Raw genomic sequence first — 19576 nt, 5'->3', positions numbered from 1 at the left:
CTAAACTATTATGTTTTCATCTATTAACTGATTATTCCACGAAATATTTTTCAAATCATTATTTTTGTCGAAATAAAAGTCCAATCTTCCTAATAAAATACCTGCCCAACCTACTTGATTTACAATAACATTCTTACTCTCCTTATTCTGAAAAGTTAGAGGCTCCGGAAGGAAAGTATGAGTATGTCCACCTAAAATCAAATCTATCCCAGAAGTTTTTGCCGCCAAATGTTTATCCGATATTTTATCTGGTTGATCATTGTAGTCGAATCCAATATGGGAAAGGCAAATCACAAGGTCGCATTTTTTTTCTTTCCTTAAAAGATCAGAATAGTGTTGCGCAATTTCTATCGGGTCATGATAAATGGTTTCTGCATAGTTCTTTTTTCCTACAAGACCATTCAGCTCTATTCCAACTCCAAAAATCCCTACTTTGATTCCGTTTTTGTTAAATATCTTATACTGCTCGGTCTTACCATCCAAAATTGTATTTTTAAAATCATAATTGGAACAGATGAAAGGGAATTTCGCATTTGGCAGTACTTTCAAAAAGCCTTCCAACCCATTGTCAAAATCATGGTTTCCCATCGTAGATGCATCATATTGCATCATGCTCATTAATTTGAATTCCAACTCTCCTCCGAAAAAATTGAAATATGGTGTTCCCTGGAAAATATCTCCCGAATCCAAAAGCAAAACATTTTTTTCCTCACTTCTGATTTTCTTGATCAATGAAGCTCTTCTCGCAAATCCACCCTGATTGGGATTGCTTTTAAACGAATCGGCAAAAGGTTCAATCCTGCTGTGCTGATCATTGGTATGCAAAATTGTCAGCTTGTTTGCAGATTTTTTTTTCAATATGTCAAATTGTTCTGCTAACAAAAGATCAGGTGCTAATGTCAAAGCGAGACTTCCGCCTCCAATACACTTTAGAAATTCTTTTCTTTTCATTATTCCTGCACTTTTTTATTTCTAAAGATCAATCTGACGTCATCAGGCGCAGAAACTTCTGGATTTTGCTTAAATTTTTCCAGAAATAGATCACGCATCTTGATGCCTGTAGGAATCATTTCGCCTTTGCTGAAGAAAAACATATTATCTCCTCCCAAAGCTAAATAATCCGATGTTGCAATATAATACGTTTTGTTTTCATCAATTGTTTTGCCGTTGATAAGCCTTTTCGATATCACATCTCCTCCGTCTGTTTCTATTATCATATGAGAAACCGGGTTATTTTGCTGCGTTTTCAAATAATATTGGAACATACCATCAATAACCTTTCCGGACATTTTTACAATTACAATTTCATTATTGAAGGGCATCACTTCATAAATATTTTTCAGAGTAATGTCTCCTTTTGGAATTATATTTCTAATTCCGCCAATGTTGATCACAGCAGCATCAATAGGAGGTATATTGTTATTTTTTGCCCATTGATCTGCACCTTCGAAAGTATAATCCGCCAAAAGGTTTCCGAGATTGCTATTATCTCCGGATTTATTAAGTTCTACATTGGTATGGGAGATTTTGGTGTTCATCTTACCTTCAAGCTCATGTTTATAAGGTTGGATAACGGCATCCATAGCCCTGTCCTCTTGTAGCTTGTCGGTAATATATATGTTTTTTTCAGTATGGATGTTTGCAATGCTGAGAGGTGCTTTACAGCCAGTCATCAACAATCCAATGATTCCGAATCCAAAAATTTTATTTTTCATTGAAAGAAAATATGAATACAAATCTAATGATTTTAAGACTTCAAAACCAACTAATTAATTATTGTCCAGTTAAATGCAACGTCAATTTTTATTCAAAAGTAAAACGGTATCTTTTTTATTAGAACCCAGATCGTCATCCTGCTCAAAGGTTTTGATTGTTACATTAAAACCTATCTTTTCCAACCTTTCCGCTAAACCTTTTACCGAATAAAGCCTGACATGATCAGCCTGTCCAAAATACTTCAATCTATCCTCATCTGTCTTTGCTTCTGGAACTTCGTATATATCACCTTCTTTGAAAGGTGTTTGGACAAAAACTTTCCCATCATTTTTCAGAACTCTGTACAATTCGGACATTGCCTTTGCATCATCCTCTATGTGCTCCAAAATATGATAGCAGAAAATATAATCAAAAAAGCCATCTTCTACAGGAATGTTTGTAATATCATATTGATATTCTGCTATGAAGTCTGTAGAAAGGTCTGTGGGAAAATAGTGGATATTTTTGGAACTCTTGAGCTTTCTGTATAATGATCTTGAAGGGGAGAAATCCAATAATTTAATAATATTATCTCCCGAATATTCTTTCTTGAATTCTGCAAAAAGCCTTCTGTCCCGAGGCATGCTTCCACAACTTGGGCATAATTTTTCCCTGCGTTGATTGAGTAGAAATTTCCGGAATGATCTATCACAAATCGGGCAGTGATAAGAATTTCCTATGTAATAGAGATAAATTATTTTTCTGAAAAAAATCTCATTTTTTATTAAAAAACCTTTTGGTAATATTTTTTTTAAAGTATTATACAGCATTCTTGAATTTTCTGAAATGGAGATTTCCGCCTAAAAAAGGCAAATAATGACAAATATAATACTTGTGGACTTATTAAAATAAATTAACTTTGAGAAATTTAATTTTCAAATAAAAATGGGTCAGTTAAAAGGCGTAGGTGTGGCTTTGGTAACACCTTTCAACGAAGATCTTTCAGTAGATTTTGATGCTCTTACGAGATTAATCGATTATAATATAGACAACGGAACCAATTTTCTTGTTGTTTTGGGAACGACAGCAGAAGCTGCAACGCTTTCCAAAGAGGAAAAGGAAAAGGTAATTGCTCACATCACAAAAATCAATAATAACAGATTGCCTCTTGTTCTAGGAATCGGAGGGAATAATACGGCTGAGGTTGTACAACAGATCAAGGAAACCGACCTATCAGATTTCGAGGCTGTTTTATCAGTATCTCCTTATTACAATAAGCCAAATCAGGAAGGACTTTACCAGCATTATAAAGCTTTGGCTGAAACTGGTGAAAAAATCATCATTTATAACGTTCCGGGGAGAACCGGACAAAACGTAGAAGCTTCTACAACTCTAAGATTGTCAAATGAATTCCCCAATCTTTTTATGGTAAAAGAAGCTGCTCCAAATATTCTGCAATATTTTGACATTTTGAGACAGAAACCTGAAAATTTTTCTCTAATGTCTGGCGATGACGAATATACACTTCCTGTAACTTTAGCTGGTGGAGATGGTGTAATTTCTGTAATTGGGCAAGCTTATCCAAAAGAATTCTCAACAATGGTAAAACTGGCCCTTAAAAGAGAAGTTGACGAGGCTTATAAGATCCACAATTCTTTGGTAGAGATCACCAGACTGATTTTTGCAGAAGGTAATCCTTGCGGTGTTAAAACCATTCTTGCAGAAAAAGGATTGATCAAAAATTACTTGAGGCTTCCATTGGTTCCTGCTTCGGAAACTCTTCAGGAAAAGATAAAACAAGAGATGCAAAAGATTTCTTAAAAAAAGGTTCAGAATATTCTGAACCTTTTTTATTTACATATCTAATTTAATCTTATAAACATCCGAGGAATTTCTCACAATTCCTTCTTGGAAAAATCCATTGTTTTGTGGAATCAGTTCTATAAAATCAAATACTTTGCAGTTTTTTGGTAATCCCGAGAAAACTAATGTAAACCAGTATTCTTTTCCAAAAGGCACATCTGTCCATTCCGGAAAAAGACTGATATTCTCAAAATGAACAAGCTTTGAAACATGTTCAGATTGTCTGTCAACCAGATAAATAGAAGACCATATCCTGATCTTCTCTTCAAGAAAAAACTCCGACTTGTAGCAGCAATGTAGAATCACTTGTTTTTCTTCTACAATTTCAGATCTGATCTTTTCAAGAAGTTCGTCTGCAATATATGGTTTTACAATAGTTTCACTCATTTTTATTGAGTTAAAAAAATTAATATTCTAATTCTAATTTTTCTTTAGAATACTCTCTGATCTGTTGAATCAATTCCGGATGTTCAGCTAACTTTTTCCCATAGCTTGGCACCATTTCCAGAAGTTTGCCGTGCCATTCGTTTTTGAGTTTTTCACTGAAACATTTTTCAAGTACCATGATCATTGCAAATGCAGACGTACTAGCTCCCGGAGAAGCACCTAAAAGTGATGCGATATTCCCATCCTTGTTAACAACCACTTCTGTCCCGAATTCCAATCTTCCACCTTCGAATCTGTCTCTCTTGATGATCTGAACTCTTTGCCCTGCATGTTTCAATTCCCAATCTTCCTCTTTTGCATCTTTCACGAAATCTCTCAAATGCGACATTCTCTGAGATTTGTTCATCGTTACTTGTTGAATCAAATATCTGGTCAAAGGCATATTGTGCCACCATGCACCAAACAATGAACGGATATTTTTGAAATTAACACTTTCCGGCAAATCTAAGTAACTTCCTTCTTTCAAAAACTTGGTTGAGAAACCAGCAAAAGGGCCAAACAGCAATGCTTTTTTACCATCTATGATCCTAAGGTCAAGATGTGGTACAGACATTGGCGGTGCACCAACCGTAGCCTGCGTATAAACTTTGGCCTGGTGTTTTTCCACCAATTCCGGATTAGTTGTTACCAACCATTGTCCACTCACTGGAAAACCTCCATAACCTTTACTTTCCTCGATTCCGGAGCTTTCCAAAAGTGGTAAAGCATATCCACCAGCTCCTATGAAAACAAACTTCGCTTTTAGATTATGCTTTTCCAGACTTTTTCTATTTTTAACTTTCAGTTTCCATTCTCCTTTTTTCATAGGAGAAACATCTTTTACTTCATGGTATGTGAAAACATCTATAGATTCTTTATCCTTCAAATAATTAATCAGTTTTGAGGTCAATTTCCCGAAATCAATATCCGTCCCCTGATCCATTTTTGTAGCTGCCAGTTTATCGCTGGACATTCTCTTCTGCATCATCAATGGAACCCATTTTTCTAAAGTTTTGTGGTCATCTGCATATTCCATGCCTTGGAATAATGCCGATTTTTGCAATGCAGCGTGTCTTTTTTTGAGATATTCTACATCTTTTTCACCAAACACAAAGCTCATGTGCGAACAAGAGTTGATGAATTCTTTCGGATTGTCGATCAATCCTTTATTGATAAGATAAGACCAAAATTGCTTAGAAACTTCAAATTGCTCAGCAATATACTCAGCTTTTTTGATATCGATTTTACCTTCTTTTTCCGGTGTGTAATTCAGTTCACAAAAAGCTGAATGTCCTGTCCCTGCATTGTTCCATGCAGATGAACTTTCTTTTGCTACTTCACCAAGTCTTTCAAAAATTACAATTTTGAGTTTCGGATCAAACTCGTGGAGCATTGCTGCCAAAGTTGCACTCATTATACCGCTTCCAATCAATGCAACATCATATTTTGGTTTGGGAGTCATATATTTAGATTTTTCGAGTGCAAAATTACTGATAAATGTCAACTTATCAGACTATTTGATTTAAAATGTCTTATCATTTGTTAAGAAATCTCAAATCTGATTTTAAAGTATTCTCTGAAATTTTAAATCATTAATTTTGCATCGGCTTTGGAAAAACAAAGTTTGAAAAATGAAAGCTTTAAAGACACTTAACCCTTATTTCTGGAAACATCGCGTCTTACTTTTTTGGGGATTTTTATTTATTATCCTGAGTAACTTTTTTGCGATCTACAAAATCCAATATATCGGACAGACCATTAATATTATCGAGAAGAATTATTCAACATTAAACCTATCTTCTGACCTTAATATCATTGATAATATTAAGAATAATTGGACATACTTCAGAGTAATTTTCATCAATTCCGGAATCTTAATTGGCTGTTCCCTACTTTCTGGCTTTTTCACATTTATGATGCGCCAAACCATTATTGTAGCATCCAGAAGAATCGAATATGAACTGAAGAACAAAATATACCGTCATTATCAGGAACTGTCTGTTACGGATTACAAAAAGACAACCATCGGGGATCTGCTGAACCGATTGAGTGAGGATGTTGTTGCCATCAGGATGTATCTTGGTCCTGGTGTTATGTATGTTGTGAACCTTATCATTCTATTGATCATTACAAGTGTTTATATGTTCATGACCGATCTGCAGATGACACTTTGGACATTGATCCCTCTTCCGATTCTTTCTTACGGAATCTATAAAGTGAGTGACATCATCAATAAAAAATCGAAAGTGATGCAGAAAAGCCAATCTGGCATTTCGACTTTTGTACAAGACAGTTTCTCGGGAATCCGTGTTGTAAAATTTTTCAGCAAGGAAAGATATATCGAGAAAAATTATGGTATCAAAGTTAAAGATTATCAGGATAAAGCGCTTGATCTGGCAAGAACAGAAGCTTACTTTTTCACAATTATCATTTTCGTTATCGGACTTCTGAATGTTGCCATTCTTTACATCGGAGGGCAAAAGTATATTGCAGGAGAAATGAGTGTAGGAACAATCGCAGATTTCTTTATGTACATCAATATGCTGATTTTCCCTTTCTCTATGCTGGGCTGGGTAACATCTGTCAATCAAAGGGCTGATGCTAGTATGCAACGTGTAAATGAATTCCTGGATATAAAATCGGAGATTGTAAATATGAATAACGAGGTTTATCCAATAAATGGCGAAATCGAATTCCGAAACGTAAGTTATACTTATCCAAATACAGGCATCAAGGCAATCGATAATCTGAGTTTTAAAATTGATGCTGGAAAATCTTTGGCGATAATGGGAAAAACCGGAAGTGGAAAATCAACCATAGCTCAACTTCTTTGTCGTTTGATCGATCCTGATGAAGGTGAGATTCTCATTGATGGAAAAAATATAAAAAAACATAATCTGAAGTTGTACCGGGACCAAATTGGATATACTCCGCAGGAAAGTTATTTGTTTTCTGATACGATCGAGAATAACATTGGCTTTGCTATCGATAATCCAAACCATAACTTGGTAGTAGAAATGGCGAAAAAAGCAGATGTTCATAAAAATATCGAAGGATTCAAAGAGCAGTACAAAACTATGGTTGGTGAACGGGGCGTAATGCTTTCTGGAGGGCAGAAACAAAGGATTTGCATTGCCAGAGCAATGATTAAACAGCCTAATCTTTTAATCTTTGACGACTGTCTTTCTGCATTGGATACAGAAACAGAAGAAAACATTTTACAGAACATAGACAATGATATCAAAACTACAACTTCTATTATAATAACCCACAGAGAATCAAGTGCAAAACGCGCAGATGAAATTCTATATTTGAATTAAATTCGATATAAAACGATTCAAAATTTTATCAAAATTTTAAGAAAACAACCTATTTAATACTTTTTTTTAACAAAACATTTTGAATTTCCAAGAATTCTGTTATATTTGTTAATACAGATTTCTAAAAAATATTTAACGATGAGTGAATTTAAAGAACGACATGAGAATGAGATTTTCACTAAAGTGTTGAAAGCAGGCAGAAGAACGTATTTCTTTGATGTGCGGGAGACAAAAGCAGGTGACTATTATTTGACCATTACAGAAAGCAAGAAGAATTTCGGTGAAAATGGTGAGGCAACTTTCGAAAAACATAAGATCTATCTTTACAAAGAAGATTTCAAAAGTTTCCAAGAATTATTTAATGAATCTACAGACTTTATCATCCAGCAAAAAGGCGAAGATGTAATCTCTGAAAGACATGACAAAGATTTCAAATCAAAATCTTTTACAATTGACTCGGACGATGAAGTTTAAGAAAAAAATAAAGATCACACCTTAGGATGTGATTTTTTTGTTTATTTAAAATATAATATATTTTCTATACAAGAAAAGAGCATCTCAAATATGAGATGCTCTTTTTGTGGGTGAATGAGGGGTCTCGAACCCCCGACCTCCGGAACCACAATCCGGCGCTCTAACCAACTGAGCTACAATCACCGTTTTTGCGTGTGCAAATATAACATTTTATCATTTAATTGCAAACTATTCCTTCAAAATTTTTGATTGCAATTAATTTTTCTGTTGTAAAACCCTCCGCATATTCCACTCCAGAAAGCCTTCCTAAGTCTTGAGCTCTGTAAGTCAGGCTCTCTAAGAAATCCTTCGTTGCAATTGGCGTAATAGGTTCATTAGATTCGGGGTTATAAAATTGTGTCTTATAAGCCAGGCAAGCTTCTATTTTTTTATCTAAAAATCCTGTAATATCCATCACAAAATCGGGTTCTATATTTTTCCATTGGATATAATGAAAAATATGTTTCGGGCGCCATACATCTTGCAATTTATCATTATCAAATGTTTCAATTTTTTTCAACCCAGACAAAAAGCAAGCATCAGATATTAATTTTGCTGCTTTTGCATGATCAGGATGACGATCATCTATTGCATTCGCCAAGACAATTTCGGGCTTATATTTTCTTATTTTCTCTACTATTTTCAATTGATATTCTTCTGAGTTATTAAGAAATCCATCCTTCAGTTTTAGGTTTTCTCTTAAACTAATTCCTAAAATCACTGCCGCATCTTTTGCTTCAACAGCTCTCGTCTCGGCAGTACCTCTTGTACCCAGCTCGCCTTCGGTCAAATCAATAATACCTATTTTTTTTCCTTCAGAAATCAATTTTATAATAGTGCCTCCACATCCTAACTCCACATCATCCGGATGCGCTCCTATTGCAAGAATATCACATTTCATTCTCAAAAAATTTTTATACAAATTTACTAAAAACAAAAACTTCCCAACTTTCGAAGCTGGGAAGTTTCTATAACTAAGATTTAAATTATTTATTCAAAGTTTTTTGCAGATTGATTGCATCTTGATAAGTTGGTTCATATTCCAAAGATTTTGCAATATCTTGTTTTGCTTTTTCAGGATTAGTATCCTTTTCCATAAATGCAATAAAGAAATAAGCATAACCTAAGCTTGGTTTACTAGCTTCGATTTCAGCTGGTTTTACAAGAGAAATGAATTTTTCATAAGAAGCTTTCGCCATATCATTATTTTGTGTCTGTTGATATGCATAGCCTTGACTATAGTATGCTGGCGCCCAATCTGGTAAAGCAGAAATCATTTTACCCCAAGTCAAGATAGCCCCATTCCAATTTTGAATATTCTGATATTCTGTAGCCAATTTGTAAAGAGAATCTGTATCACTAGGGTTCTCTATAATTTTCTTTTTAAGTGCTTCTATGGCCGGAGAAGTTGGACCTTGGTCAACAGAAGCAGAATTGATTCCTCCCTTTACTTTTGCAAGTTCTTCATCCCATTTAAGCGTTTCGTCTTTTGCGGCTTTTGCAATGGCAATTTTTTGTTGGGCAATTGAGTCCAACTGTGCTTTTTTTGCGGCATCTTTTTCATCTTTTGCCATACCCGCAGCAATTAGACCTTGTAAGCCTTCGTCAGAAGGCTGGACTCTGCTTTTCTCAGCTTTTGACAAAAACGTTTCAATATTTTGTTGAGCTCCAGCGTAATCTCCGTCTCCATATTGGATATAAGCTCTCAATCTGTATTTGATAGGATCATCGACTTTATCAAATACAGAATCCAATGTCGCCTTTGCATTGGTAAAATCATCGTTTGTGAAATATAGTTTTGCAATTTCCAATTTTGTATAAGGATCATCATCCGCATACTTGGTATAGTTGATCAAATTCTGAGTCGCTTCAGCATTCTTTTGATATTTGATGTTGAATCCTGCTAAAGCCTTATATGCTGGCGCATAAGTTGGGTCTGTTGCAATAGCTTTGTCAATATTTTCTTTTGCCTGTTGCCATCTTTGTGCAGCCATCCAAAGTGTTCCCATCCTTGTATAAACGGAAGCCTTGTTTTGTGCTACAGCCGCAGCTTTATCATAAGCAGACATCGCATTACCTGGGTCTTTTTTCAATCTGTAAGCATCTCCAAGAGAATAGTAATAGTTGGCAGGGACTCCTTTTTTATCTGCTTTTTCTACAGCTTTGTTAAGGAAAGTAATAGCCAGATCCGGCGAACTATTTTTTTCGAAAAGAGTTAGTGCTTCTCCAGCTCTGAAAAGAACTTCAGCATCCTTTTCTCTAGAATCTTTTACAATCTGTTGGATTTCTGCAATAGCAGACTTGTCGCCTTTTCCTAACTTAACAGATGCTAAACCAATTTTATTAAGATAACTTTTAGAATCTGCAGCAAGACCTTTGTTAAAACTTTCTTCCGCAGCACTAAAATTAGGGTCAAATTGAGTCAAATAAGCATTTCCTAAATAGAAATAGTTGCTTGCATCTTTTGGGTCTTTGTTAATAAGGTCAGTAAAATTTTGTTTAGCCTTAGCATATTTTTGACTATCTACATAATTAATTCCATCTTGTACAGACTGCGCAAAGGATAAATTTGCAAAAAATCCAATTGCAGCTGTTAAAACTATCTTTTTTGATACATTCATTATATTATCGGTTTTCATTATTTCTAAAAAAATATTAATCACTGGTTTGATTCGCAATATTCAGACCATTATTTTATAATACAAAGTTTTTTCTGTTAAAAAAATATTAAAAAAAACAATTATCTCATTTGTACCTCTCTTTTGAAGATGTTATAGGGCTGAAGACCTTCTTTTTCTACGACAATCTGACCAAGCTGTGTACAGGAAAATCTTATAAAACCATTTCCTAAACCATAATAACCCTCATTGGTCAGAAAATAAAGAATTCTGGTGAACGGATACGTCATATCTTTCAGACCGGACTGCGTAGCATCATAAGTTTTGCTATTTTGGACAATTTTCAGAACCTTCATCTCTTCTCTCAATTTCTTTGCCTCTGCCCCGAACGGACGGCTAATTGTATTATAACTGATGACGCCGATCTTGTCCGGATAATTGCTGATTTGCTCCACAATATTCTCATTACCATTGATAATGGAAAACTTAAGCTCAGATGGTTTTTTGTTAAATTTCTGTGCAACAAAATTCAGATTGCTGGAATTGGTCCCGTCGAAGATAATACGTTTTTTATCGGACTGTAATTCACTGTAAATCTGTTCCATTGAAATGGACTCCAGTGGAGAATCTTTCGGAACTATAAAGAGAACGGCATCTGCAGCAAATTTCGCAGGCTGCCAAGGTAAATCTATCTTCTTATCAAACATCTCTTTTTCTTCTTGAGACAGTTCTCTGGAAAGCACAACAACCCTAATTTTCCTTTCGAAAAAATCCAATAAAGCCAAATCTTCCTTTTTTAACACAAGATTGATTTTAGTCAATGGATTAAGTGCGGTATATCGCTCAGTCAATGCTTCTGTAACACTTTTGAATGAAGGATCTACCTCTATAGTGATCTCACCTTTGTTCGGATTATCTATTTCTGGTCTCTTTTCCTTTGAGCACGCCAAAGCAATGACACCAATGAGTATTAGCATAATATTTTTTTTCATGCTATTCATCTTTTTTAAGTCTTATTACAGCACGCACTATACGAAAAACACCATACGCTATTAACAGTAAACCAAGAGGATAGGCCACATTAGGCTCCAAAAGGATGATAAAAAATTTGTAAAGGATGACCACAACGCCTAATATGATATAGAAGACTCCAGTCACTAAAGAAAGCCAATTAAACATATACAAATCTAATAAAAAAAGAGAAGTTACAAAAACTTCTCTTTTATATAATATGTTACAAATTAATTCCTTATTGGAAATTCATCGTAACAGGGAATCTAAATCTAGACCTTACAGGTTGTCCATTAACTTTACCTGGAGTCCATTTGGTTTTAATCCCTTTAACTGTAGATTCTGCTTCTCTATTGAAATCCGAGTTAGGACCAGTAGCTTTTACTTGAGTAAGGGAACCATCTTTTTCTACAACGAAAGTAATTTCTGTTTTAAGGGTTCCTTCACCCTCTAAACTTCCTGAATCAAAACTATTGCTAAACTTTGTTCTGAAAGCATTGGTTCCTCCTGGAAATTCAGCATTTTGATCTACAGATTCATAAACTTCGTTAGTTACAGGCTTAACTTCTGCAACAACACCTTTACCAGTTGATGGCGGTGGCGGTGGCGGCGTATAAGCAGGAGTCTTAACTCCTTCTTGTGCTACCAAACCAGTTGTAGTTTCCAATTGCTTTGTAATTGGTGGCGGTGGCGTTTCTATTTTCGGAGCTCTTTTAGGTTCCGGAACAACATTCTGAATCACCTCTTGCTTTTCTTCTTCCTTTGGTGGCGGTGGCGGTGGCGGTTCTTCTTCTTTCGGCTGCTCTATAATTGGCTGCTCATCCAGAATCTCAACCAACTTCGCATCTACCTCAGTTTTATCTTTTTCGTTCATTTGCTGTATCTTCATATAGATGAAAGGAGACAAAGAAACGATTAGAAATACTGCAGTACCAATCAGGAAAGATTTAGTAAGCATTTTGGGATATGTGTGCCTCAAATCATAGGCACCATATTCCTTATTTCTATGTTCAAATACAATCTCATCCAAAGTAAGGTTAGAGTTGTAATTTAAATTTTCGTCAGACATTTTTAATATTTTAAAAAATGATATTGTAAATCAGGAGGACTATTGCTCTCCTACTTTCTTTTTATAGATTACTAACTCCCAAGGTTTGATATCGGTAACCCCATATCTTTCGTTCTTGGTAATTGCCATCTCGTCAAGAATATCTACAAAATTTTTATATACTGCATCGTCGGTAGGTTTGATAATGACTGTAAATTTGTCTTTATCAGCCGCTCCCGCTTTTGCCTGCTCAATAACTTTTCTAATTCCTTCTCTGTCAAAAGTAGTTTCCATAAGTGTCTGATCATTAAGACCTTGCTGATCCTGCTGATGATAGAAAATCTTATTGTCCTTACCAATGATAATCGAAATTGAATTACTCAGTTTAATCTCCGTATCTGGTGGTTTTTGTTTCTCATCTTTCGGTTTTGCCGGAAGACCGAGGTCCATTACGTTTGGTTTGCTAAATGTGGTGGTAAACATAAAGAAAGTAATCAAAAGAAAACCTAAGTCTACCATCGGTGTCATATCTACGCGGGTATTCTGCTTCTTCGAACGGACCTTGCCGCCTTTCCCGCTATCGTCTTTAACCTGTACTTCTGCCATTTCTTCTTTTGCTTATGGTTTACCTTCTTGTGATGTTATCAGCCAGAATTTAAGAAAATCAATATCTCTCAAACCTTCAAATAAACTTTTAACTTTCGGATACTTTGTTGTTACATCTCCTTTAATCGCTAATTTGTAATTAGGATTAACAGCTAAACTCTGTTGTACCCAGTCAATTAATTGTTTATTAGTACTATCCATCGGGATACCTTCGGTCGCTTTGAAGTCTTTTTGTTTTTCTTCAGGAAGATTCAAATAACTTTTAAGCTGACTGATAGGCACGCCTATCGCCTGAACTCTTGTAAATGCTACTTTTTCTGGTTGGGTAAAAGTAACACCGTACTTTTTTCCCATATTGTCCAAAACCTGTACTCTTTCCCCAGCATTTTCTACCGGTTGGAAATAGAATACACCGTTTGGCGTAACATTAATTGTCATAAGACTTGCATCAGGAAGTAACTTCTCTGATATAGAGGAAGGCGGTTTTATCTGCTCCACATCAGGTTTTTTGAACTGTGTGGTTAATATAAAGAACGTCAATAGTAGGAATGCAACGTCGCACATTGCGGTCATATCCGTTACTACACCGTGTCTTTTTGGTTTAATTCTCGCCATTATTTAAAAATGTCTTTGTTAACTACTTTATTGAATTGAAATGTGAAAAATACATTCACATTTTTAATTTACTGATTCTTAGTTAAATTCGGCAAATGACTGTTGGATGCTCATAGAGATTTCGTCAATCTTATAAGTCAAACCGTCAATCTTGGAAGTAAAGAAGTTATAAAGGATAATTGCGATCGCAGAAGTACCAATACCTAAAGCTGTATTAATCAAAGCCTCAGAAATACCTGTAGATAGAGCCGCAGCATCCGGTGTTCCACCTCCAGAACCTAATGCGAAGAACGCTTTGATCATCCCGATTACGGTTCCAAGTAGTGCTACCAATGTTGCAACTGTACCTAATGTAGAAAGAATCATCATATTTTTTTCCAACATTGGCATCTCAAGCGTTGTAGCTTCTTCGATAGCTTTGTTAAGCGCTACCATTTTTTGCTCCTTGTTAAGTGTGTTGTCTTTTGCCAAAGCTTTGTAAGTCGTAAGACCTTCTTTTACTACGTTACCTACAGAACCTTTTTGTCTGTCACATTCTTCAAGAGCTTCATCAATTCTGTTTTGGTTAAGTAAGCTTCTGATTTTAATAACGAAACTGTCTAGGTTTCCGCTGCCTGCAGCTTTACCAAGAACCAATGCTCTCTCTATAGAGAAAACAATAACGGTAAGCATAAACGTAATCAAGATTGGCACGATCACACCTCCTTTGTAAATAATTCCCAAGAAAGACTCTGGATGAATATCTTTCCCATCGATGTCTGAAAAAGCGACAGAGCTGCCTCCTAATTTCTCGGCATCTCTGAAGTTGCCAGGGTTACCCAAAACGAATAAATAAATAGCAATACCTATCAAAAGGATAATAGGGATAATAATAGCCGGATTAAGTCCTCCTTGCTTTTTAGCAACTACTTGCTCATCTGTGTTCGAAACATTCATTTCCATATTAAAACTAAATTATAATTGTTAAATTTTATCGTGTAAAATAAAGTCAAATTTTTTAAAAATGCAAAATTATTTTTGCTTTGACTTATGATTTTTTTATCTATTAAAACTGCTTTATTCAATTATTAATTAAATACAAACCTTGTTTTTATGAAATCATTATCTCTTTTGGAAACATTAATGGAATATGCATAAATTTGGCATACATAAATTATGATTTTAATTTCGATAATTTCCAATGCGTAGAATAATAATTTTTCTTAACGTCTCTTAAAGAATTCCAAAATCATATAACAACATTAATGATTTTCTTTGGAACAAAGATGAAATTTTTAACTGATTTATCTCCTAAAAACTTCTTCACCTCATCATTCTCCATCATCAATTTTTGAACTTCTCCTTTGCCAAGGTCAGCTGATAATTTAATCTTAAATTTCATCTTCCCATTGAAGCTTACCGGGTAATCTATCTCGTCTTCAATCAAATAGCTTTCATCCAATTTTGGAAAAGGCTCAAATTCGATGGAAGCATTATTTCCCAGCAAATTCCATACCTCTTCGCAAATATGTGGCGCATATGGTGAAATAATAACAGCTAAAGGCTGCAAGATATTGCGTTTATTGCATTTTAATTTCTGTAATTCGTTTACAGCAATCATAAAAGAGGACACCGAAGTATTGAAAGAAAAATTCTCAATATCGAAATTAACTTTCTTTATTAAGGTATGAAGGATTTTATATTCCTCTTTTGTCGGCTCTTCATCAGAAACCGAAAAAGTATCACCATCGAAATAAAGATTCCAGAATTTTTTCAGGAAACCGTAAACTCCGCTAAGACCTTGTGTGTTCCAGGGTTTGGATTGTTCCAATGGACCAAGGAACATTTCGTACAATCTTAAACCGTCTGCACCGTATTCGTTACAGATATCATCTGGGTTTACGACATTGTAAGTTCTTTTAGACATTTTATCAACTTCCCTTTCGGTAATTAATTTTCCATCTTCAAGAATAAATTCAGCATTATTAAATTCTGGTCGCCAAACTCTAAGTTTTTCAACATCAATTTCATCAGTTGTTCCAATCAACATAGAAATATCAACAGGAATTTTTTGAGTTTGATATTCACTTGCTAGATTTTTTGAAACAATTTTATTTGTTCCGTCAATTCTATGAATTAAAGCACTCATCCCCAAAATCATCCCTTGATTAATCAATTTTTGGAAAGGTTCGTTTTGTTCAATGTAACCTCTGTCTTTTAAGAACATATTCCAGAAACGAGAATATAATAAGTGACCGGTCGCGTGCTCGCTTCCTCCGATGTACAAATCAACTTGTCCCCAATAATTGGTCAGTTCTTTTTTTGCAAAAACCTCATCATCATTCGGGTCCATATATCTTAGGAAATACCAAGAACTTCCTGCCCATCCCGGCATTGTGGATAATTCTAACGGGAAAACGGTTTTATCATCAATCAAATCGGTGTCAACCACTTTCTGATTCGCCTCGTCCCAAGCAAATGTTTTCGCATTTCCTAATGGTGGGTCGCCGTCTTCTGTCGGCAAATATTTTTCAACCTCAGGCAATTCCAAAGGCAAAGCGGAATTAGGCAAAGTGTATGGCATTCCTTCCTTATAATAGATAGGAACCGGCTCGCCCCAATATCTTTGTCTGGAGAAAATCGCATCACGCTGTCTGTAATTCGTAGTTCCGTGGCCAATGCCTCGGTTTTCGATTTCAGCGATGATTTTTGACTTCGCATCCTTATAATTAAGTCCATTTAGGAAATCCGAATTCACACAAACCGAATCCTTAGAATCATAAGACTCTTCCTGAACATCCACATCAGATTCTACAACTTTGATGATTTCCAGATTAAATTTCTTCGCAAATCTGTGGTCACGCTCGTCGTGTGCAGGAACCGCCATCACAGCGCCTGTTCCGTAACCCATCAGTACATAATCCGAAATATAAACAGGAATATTTTCCCCAGTAAAAGGATTGATGGCATAACTTCCCGTGAAAGCACCACTAACGTTTTTCACATCAGCCATTCTATCACGTTCCGTTTTTTTGGACGTTTCTTCTATGTAATTTGCAATTTCCGTTGCTTGTTCTTCAGTTTTTAAGTCTTGAACCAAAGGATTTTCCGGCGCCAAAACCATAAACGTCGCTCCGAAAATCGTGTCAGGTCTTGTAGTAAAAACTTCGATGGTTTCTCCATTTTCAGTGGCGAATCTAACCTGCGCTCCTTGAGACTTTCCAATCCAATATTCCTGAGAATCTTTCAAAGGTTGTGGCCAATCCAAAGTTTTCAAGCCTTGTAATAATCTTTCAGAGTAAGCGGATATTCTCATACTCCACTGCATCATTTTCTTTTGGAAAACTGGATAACCGCCTCTTTCGGATTTTCCGTCTTTTATTTCGTCGTTTGCCAAAACCGTTCCTAGAGCCGGGCACCAGTTCACAGTTGTTTCCGCTCTGTAAGCCAAACGGTAATTCAATAATATTGCGCTTTTATCGATTTCAGAAGCATTCTTCCATTCTTCCGCAGTGAAATTCAGTTCCTCATTTTGATTCGCATTGAGTCCTTCACTTCCCTTTTCTTCAAAATGTTGGATTAAGGTTTCAATAGATTCTGCTTTATCAGTCGATTTATTATACCAAGAATGAAACAACTGAATAAAAATCCATTGTGTCCATTTATAATAAGAAGGGTCGGAAGTTCTCACTTCTCTACTCCAATCGAAAGAGAAACCAATTTTTCTCAATTGCTCCTCGTATCTTGTAATATTTTGTTCCGTTGTAATCGCCGGATGCGTTCCAGTCTGGATGGCGTATTGCTCAGCCGGAAGTCCGAAACTATCATAACCAACTGGATGCAAAACGTTGAAACCCTGATGTCTTTTGTATCTCGCATAGATATCAGAAGCAATATAACCGAGCGGATGTCCCACGTGAAGTCCCGCTCCGGAAGGATAAGGAAACATATCGAGGACGTAGAATTTTGGTTTATCGGTTGAGTCGGAAGTTTTGTAAGTTTGGTTGTCTTCCCAGTATTTCTGCCACTTTTTTTCTATCTGCTGATGGTCGTAAAACATTCTATAAAGTAAGAATTAATAATGAATAATTTTTTTTAAGATTCACAAAGTTAAGATTTTGAGAGGAAATGACAATTTTAAATTTTGAGGCAACTTAATCCGCCTGTAGTTCATCCTGAGCGAAGTCGAAGGACTCCCAATCTTTTCACTTCACTTTGTTGCGTAAAAAGGATTTCCGCTCAAGTCGGGCTGCGGGTTTCGACTTCGAATCAAGTTTGTCATTCAAAAAGAAGTTAGGGATAAAAATCAAAAGGTCTTCGACTCCGCTCAGACTGACAACTAAAAAAACAGTTAATATTAGGGATGTCACACTGAGCGGAGTCGAAGTGCTTTTAAGTATAAAGAAGTCTTTTTTCTTTATTCTTTTATCTTCTTGTCTTTCTCTATCTTTGTAAAAAATTCACAAGTGCCAGAAATTTCTATTATCACACCGAGTTACAATTCTTCAAAATACTTGAATGAAACCATTGATTCTGTCCTCAATCAAACCTTCCAGGATTGGGAATGGCTGATTACCGATGATTGTTCGACGGACAATTCGGTGAAGATTCTGGAAAAGCAAAATGACTCACGAATCAAAGTTTTCAAAGCTGATAAAAATGGAGGCGCAGGTCACGCAAGAAATATTTCTTTGGAAAACGCAACCGGAAGATTCATCACATTTCTTGACGCTGATGATTTTTGGGAACCGAATTTCCTTGAGGAAATGGTCAATTTTATGAAAAAAGAAAATTCTGAATTGGCTTATTCCACTTATTCCCGTTGTGATGAAAATCTGAATGCAACGAAAATTGGCGATTTCGAAGCGGATAAAATTGTAACTTTTAATAATCTTTTAAAAACTTGCAGATTGTCGCTTTTAGCATCAATGTATGATTCCAAAAGAGTTGGGAAATTCTACTTTCCCGAAGGTACAAAACGAGAAGACCACGTAATGTGGCTGGAATTGTTGAAGAAAATCCCACAAGGAAAACCTTTAAAAAAAACGTTATCAAAATACAGAATGTTACCCAACAGCGTCTCTCGAAATAAATCGAATATTATGAAGGACCAATATTTGGTTTACAAGGATTATATGAAATTTTCAACTGTTAAATCTCTTTACTACACGGCAAATTGGGCGCTTAATGGTTTTATCAAATATTCTAAAATCTTTAATTAATGGAATATTCAAAAGAGTTCAAACAGGCGTTGAGCGAGTTTTCTCCAATTGAGAAAGACCGACTGATTTTCCGATTGTTGAAGAAAGATAAATTGCTTTCCAAAAAACTCTATTTCGAACTTATTGACCCAGAAACGACGGATGATAAACGTAATGCAATGGAAGAAATCATCAGCGAAAGAGTTTCGGAAATTTCCAGATATGTTGCGAATCAGAAATATTTTTTGGTTTTGATACGCAAATTAAGTGCAGAAATAACTGAACATGTGAAAGTAACAACGGACAAGTTCGGTGATGTCTATTTGAATTTATTTTTGGTCAATAAAATTCTTGAACACAACGAAAAACTGGGCAGACAGAGATTCGACGCAGTGTATAAACTTTACATTTATCTCATTAATAAAATCATCAAAGCATTGATCCAAATCAAAAAATTGGACGAAGATTATTGGATGGAATTTGATGAACTTCTCGGCGATATCGATTTCCAAATTCACGAAGCGCTTTATTTGGAAAAGCTTTGCATCAATAACGGCTTCGATTTTAATTGGCTGAAATGTGAGAATATTCCAGACCATTTTGAATTGATTGTGAAGGAGATAAAAAGTCAGGGATTTTTGAGATAACTTATTTTGTAAATATACTTTCCGAAATTACCCA

Annotated in this window: 18 protein-coding genes and 1 tRNA gene; 5 read left to right on the top strand and 14 right to left on the bottom strand. The window is 35.5% G+C overall.

What is annotated here, in order from left to right:
- From RTX21_RS14915 to RTX21_RS14905, 3 genes are all read right to left on the bottom strand, one after another.
- Positions 1-951: a metallophosphatase gene (locus RTX21_RS14915; RefSeq protein WP_312768811.1), complete on the bottom strand. Its 951-nt coding sequence runs from the start codon at positions 949-951 to the stop codon at positions 1-3.
- Entirely contained in the window at positions 951-1715 is a 765-nt protein-coding gene (locus tag RTX21_RS14910) for a 5'-nucleotidase C-terminal domain-containing protein (RefSeq protein ID WP_312768810.1), read from the bottom strand. Before RTX21_RS14910 ends, RTX21_RS14915 begins: the two co-directional genes overlap by 1 nt.
- Positions 1716-1796: 81 nt before the next feature.
- Positions 1797-2339, bottom strand: coding sequence for a methyltransferase domain-containing protein (locus RTX21_RS14905; protein ID WP_312768809.1), 543 nt, complete (start codon positions 2337-2339; stop codon positions 1797-1799).
- A gap of 301 nt (positions 2340-2640) precedes the next feature.
- Between RTX21_RS14905 and dapA the strand changes: the two genes are divergently transcribed.
- Positions 2641-3516 carry a 4-hydroxy-tetrahydrodipicolinate synthase gene (dapA, locus tag RTX21_RS14900; RefSeq protein WP_312768808.1) on the top strand — a complete coding sequence of 292 codons (876 nt, stop codon included), beginning with the start codon at positions 2641-2643 and terminating at the stop codon, positions 3514-3516.
- A 33-nt stretch (positions 3517-3549) separates the two neighbouring features.
- On the opposite strand, the gene RTX21_RS14895 is transcribed toward dapA, so the two are convergent.
- Positions 3550-3945 carry a hypothetical protein gene (locus tag RTX21_RS14895; protein ID WP_312768807.1) on the bottom strand — a complete coding sequence of 132 codons (396 nt, stop codon included), beginning with the start codon at positions 3943-3945 and terminating at the stop codon, positions 3550-3552.
- 19 nt (positions 3946-3964) lie between these two features.
- The gene (mqo, locus tag RTX21_RS14890) at positions 3965-5479 is read right to left on the bottom strand and encodes a malate dehydrogenase (quinone) (RefSeq protein ID WP_312768977.1); all 1515 of its coding nucleotides are present in this window, start codon (positions 5477-5479) and stop codon (positions 3965-3967) included.
- Between the two features lie 136 nt (positions 5480-5615).
- Between mqo and RTX21_RS14885 the strand changes: the two genes are divergently transcribed.
- Together RTX21_RS14885 and RTX21_RS14880 are read left to right on the top strand one after the other, a co-directional pair.
- Entirely contained in the window at positions 5616-7304 is a 1689-nt protein-coding gene (locus RTX21_RS14885) for an ABC transporter ATP-binding protein (RefSeq protein ID WP_312768805.1), read from the top strand.
- A gap of 138 nt (positions 7305-7442) precedes the next feature.
- Positions 7443-7778 (top strand): DUF3276 family protein, encoded by a 336-nt coding sequence (locus RTX21_RS14880; RefSeq protein WP_027383662.1) that lies wholly within the window; start codon positions 7443-7445, stop codon positions 7776-7778.
- A gap of 108 nt (positions 7779-7886) precedes the next feature.
- Here RTX21_RS14880 and RTX21_RS14875 read toward each other — a convergent pair.
- The 9 genes from RTX21_RS14875 to leuS all read right to left on the bottom strand — a co-directional run bounded on the left by RTX21_RS14875 (position 7887) and on the right by leuS (position 17754).
- Positions 7887-7962, bottom strand: a tRNA-His gene (locus tag RTX21_RS14875).
- 33 nt (positions 7963-7995) lie between these two features.
- A complete protein-coding gene (bshB1, locus tag RTX21_RS14870) occupies positions 7996-8718 on the bottom strand; it encodes a bacillithiol biosynthesis deacetylase BshB1 (RefSeq protein ID WP_312768802.1) in 723 nt (240 codons plus the stop codon).
- Positions 8719-8803: 85 nt separating this feature from the next.
- A complete protein-coding gene (locus RTX21_RS14865; protein WP_312768800.1) occupies positions 8804-10438 on the bottom strand; it encodes a tetratricopeptide repeat protein in 1635 nt (544 codons plus the stop codon).
- A 119-nt stretch (positions 10439-10557) separates the two neighbouring features.
- Positions 10558-11412, bottom strand: a complete 855-nt coding sequence (locus RTX21_RS14860; RefSeq protein WP_312768798.1) for a substrate-binding domain-containing protein — start codon at positions 11410-11412, stop codon at positions 10558-10560.
- Positions 11413-11684: 272 nt separating this feature from the next.
- Positions 11685-12515 (bottom strand): energy transducer TonB, encoded by an 831-nt coding sequence (locus tag RTX21_RS14855; protein ID WP_312768797.1) that lies wholly within the window; start codon positions 12513-12515, stop codon positions 11685-11687.
- A 39-nt stretch (positions 12516-12554) separates the two neighbouring features.
- Entirely contained in the window at positions 12555-13100 is a 546-nt protein-coding gene (locus tag RTX21_RS14850) for a biopolymer transporter ExbD (RefSeq protein ID WP_312768795.1), read from the bottom strand.
- Between the two features lie 12 nt (positions 13101-13112).
- Complete coding sequence (locus RTX21_RS14845) at positions 13113-13715, bottom strand: biopolymer transporter ExbD (protein ID WP_312768793.1); 603 nt, start codon at positions 13713-13715, stop codon at positions 13113-13115.
- Between the two features lie 78 nt (positions 13716-13793).
- Positions 13794-14657 (bottom strand): MotA/TolQ/ExbB proton channel family protein, encoded by an 864-nt coding sequence (locus tag RTX21_RS14840; protein WP_312768791.1) that lies wholly within the window; start codon positions 14655-14657, stop codon positions 13794-13796.
- Positions 14658-14943: 286 nt separating this feature from the next.
- Complete coding sequence (leuS, locus tag RTX21_RS14835; RefSeq protein WP_312768789.1) at positions 14944-17754, bottom strand: leucine--tRNA ligase; 2811 nt, start codon at positions 17752-17754, stop codon at positions 14944-14946.
- A gap of 406 nt (positions 17755-18160) precedes the next feature.
- Here leuS and RTX21_RS14830 point away from each other — a divergent pair, with 406 nt between their 5' ends.
- Positions 18161-18916, top strand: coding sequence for a glycosyltransferase family 2 protein (locus RTX21_RS14830; RefSeq protein WP_312768787.1), 756 nt, complete (start codon positions 18161-18163; stop codon positions 18914-18916).
- Positions 18916-19542, top strand: coding sequence for a deoxyuridine 5'-triphosphate nucleotidohydrolase (locus RTX21_RS14825; protein ID WP_312768786.1), 627 nt, complete (start codon positions 18916-18918; stop codon positions 19540-19542). The genes RTX21_RS14830 and RTX21_RS14825 overlap by 1 nt, the downstream gene beginning before the upstream one ends.
- Positions 19543-19576 lie beyond the last annotated feature (34 nt).

It is taken from the genome of Epilithonimonas sp., from assembly GCF_032054305.1.
GTDB lineage: Bacteria > Bacteroidota > Bacteroidia > Flavobacteriales > Weeksellaceae > Epilithonimonas.
This window is presented reverse-complemented; position numbering and strand designations above follow the sequence as displayed.